The sequence below is a fragment of the Methylibium sp. T29-B genome (genome assembly GCF_000576225.1).
In the GTDB taxonomy this organism is placed as follows: domain Bacteria; phylum Pseudomonadota; class Gammaproteobacteria; order Burkholderiales; family Burkholderiaceae_C; genus Methylibium; species Methylibium petroleiphilum.
Genome location: NZ_AZSN01000293.1, coordinates 1 through 2,501, shown reverse-complemented (window position 1 = coordinate 2,501; position 2,501 = coordinate 1). Strand labels below are relative to the sequence as shown.

3 protein-coding genes and 1 pseudogene are annotated in these 2,501 nt (G+C 72.2%); all 4 read right to left on the bottom strand.

Annotated elements, in window-relative coordinates; genetic code table 11:
- On the bottom strand, window positions 1-257 hold a 257-nt coding region (locus Y694_RS21265), incomplete at its 3' end, for a hypothetical protein (RefSeq protein ID WP_036236407.1).
- Between the two features lie 13 nt (window positions 258-270).
- On the bottom strand, window positions 271-984 hold the full coding sequence (locus Y694_RS21260) for a hypothetical protein (RefSeq protein WP_011831214.1): 714 nt from the start codon (window positions 982-984) through the stop codon (window positions 271-273).
- An 88-nt stretch (window positions 985-1,072) separates the two neighbouring features.
- Entirely contained in the window at window positions 1,073-2,314 is a 1,242-nt protein-coding gene (glcF, locus tag Y694_RS21255; protein WP_011831213.1) for a glycolate oxidase subunit GlcF, read from the bottom strand.
- Between the two features lie 14 nt (window positions 2,315-2,328).
- A pseudogene (glcE, locus tag Y694_RS25110) lies at window positions 2,329-2,501 on the bottom strand (glycolate oxidase subunit GlcE); the annotation flags it as partial.

Sequence of the window (2,501 nt, the reverse complement as noted above, 5' to 3'; positions counted from 1 at the left end):
CCGCGCAGGTGCACACTGGTGGCGCTGGTGGCTCGCCCCGGCGCAGCCGCGCCGGCCCCGAGCGCCACGGCCTCGGCCCTGCCGAGGTCCCAGACCAGTTCCTGGTCGCACAGCGGCTCGACCGACAGGACGTCGGTGTTCGCGGTCAGCGTGAACGCGGTGTCGGTCGCGGTGCGCAGGCTGAGCGGCAGCGCGATGGCCGCCGCCAGCGCTGCGAGCAGCAGCATCACGGCCAGGTGGGAGAGCAGGTGTCGCACCGTGCGCGGGCCTTCACCAGCCGACGACGACCGGCTGCTCCAGCTCTTCGAAGCCGTCGCGGCGCACCAGCGTGAGCTTGCCCTTGCTGCCAACGACGCTGGCGAGCGGCAGTTCGCACAGCATGTCGAAGCGCACCGTCGACTTGTCCGGCGCACGCCGGCACATCTCGGGCGGACGGCCCTTCACCGCGACCAGCATCTCCGGGGCGCGCCGGCTGTTGACATACAGCCGCAACGTCGCGGCCGTCGTCGATGCGGACGGGACCTCCCAGGCCGCGACCATCGGATGCTCCACCGACGAGCCGTTCTCGACATAGCGCACCGACACCGCGACGCGCTCCGGCGCCAGCGGATTGGGGCGCAGGCGCTTGCCATCCCTCGGCTTGAGTTCGAGCTCGATCCATTCGCCCTCGCGGGCCTCGCCCTGGAAGACACCGTCGCCACGCAGCCGGCCATCGGCGGTGGTGAGGCTGACGCGCACCTGCCCGCTGAACGGCGCCTTGGCGCGGGCGTAGAGGAACTGCGCGCCGATCTGCGTCTGCACGCCGATCAGGGCCGCGCCCACCACCGCCTGGCCCTGCACCTGGGTCGGCGGGTCGGCCACTTCGCGGTATTCCTGGCCTGCCACGGGCGTGAAGGGCCCCGCCAGCACCTCGCAGCCCGCGATCAGCGCAAACAGCCCCGCCCCGCGTGCGCGCCAACGGCCGCGCCCGTCACGAACTCCCATGCTCCTCCCTTGCAGTCGCCGGTATCGTAGTCAGCAATCTGCAAGAGAACAAGCGCGGTGCGGAGCCCATCGACGGGCCCCGGGGCCGTCAGGCCAGCGCCTCGTCGAGCACCTCCACCCAGTGCTTCACCGGCGTCGGCGTGCCGCTCTGCAGGTGCTGAATGCAGCCGATGTTGGCCGACACGATGGCCTGTGCGCCCACCGGCGCGAGCGCGGCGAGCTTGCGGTCGCGCAGCTGGTAGGCCAGCGCCGGCTGCAGCACCGAGTAGGTGCCGGCGGAGCCGCAGCACAGGTGGCTGTCGGTCGGGGTCAGCGTGATGTCGAAGCCGAGCTCGCGCAGACCGCCCTCGATGCCGCCGCGCAGCTGCTGGCCGTGCTGCAGCGTGCAAGGCGGATGGAAGGCGAGCTTGGGCGCCTTGCCGCGCAGCCGCGGCTTGAGCTTGGGCACCAGGTCGGGCAGCAGTTCGCTCAGATCCCGGGTCAGCGCCGAGATCTTCGCGGCGCGCTCGGCATAGGCGGGGTCGTGCTTCAGGTGGCGGGCGTAGTCCTTGACGGTCACGCCGCAGCCCGAGGCGTTCATCACGATCGCCTCGACGGCGCCCTGCCCGGTCAGGCCCTCGACCAGCGGCCACCAGGCGTCGATGTTGCGGCGCATGTCGGCCAGGCCACCCTCGTGGTCGCCGAGGTGGTCGCGGATGGCACCGCAGCAGCCGGCGTCGTCGGCCACCAGGGTCTGGATGCCGGCGGCGTCGAGCACGCGCGCCGTGGCGCTGTTGATGTTCGGCGCCATCGCCGGCTGCACGCAGCCCAGCAGCATCAGCACCTTGCGCGGGTGGCTGCGCGTCGGCCAGCGGTGCGCGCTGGCCGGGGCCTTCGGCGGGACCTTGGCCTTCAGCGCCGTGGGGACCAGCGGACGGAACAGCTGGCCGAGCTTCATCGCCGGGGCGAACAGCGGCGAGGTCAGGCCTTCCTTCAGCGCCGTGCGAGCGGCACGTTCACCAGCCGGGCGCTCGACCTTGGCATCGACCACGCGGCGGCCGATGTCCACCAGCGCGCCGTACTGCACGCCCGACGGGCAGGTGGACTCGCAGTTGCGGCAGGTCAGGCAGCGATCCAGGTGGAGCTGGGTCTTGCGCGTCGGCTCGGCGCCCTCGAGCACCTGCTTGATCAGGTAGATGCGGCCGCGCGGGCCGTCGAGTTCGTCGCCCAGCAGCTGGTAGGTCGGGCAGGTGGCGGTGCAGAAGCCGCAGTGCACGCACTTGCGCAGGATCGCTTCGGCATCGGCGCCGTCGGCGCTGCCCTGGTATTCGGGGGCAAGGGTGGTTTGCATCGTGCGGGGTCAGCTCACAGATCGGGGTAGAGGCGGCCGCGGTTGAACACGCCGGCCGGGTCGAACTCGCGCTTGAGCTCGCGCTGGATGCGCTGCAGCGGCGCACTCAGCGGCGTGAACACGCCGGCCGCCTTGTCGCCGCCGCGGAACAGCGTGGCGTGGCCGCCGGCGCGCTGGGCCGCCTCGC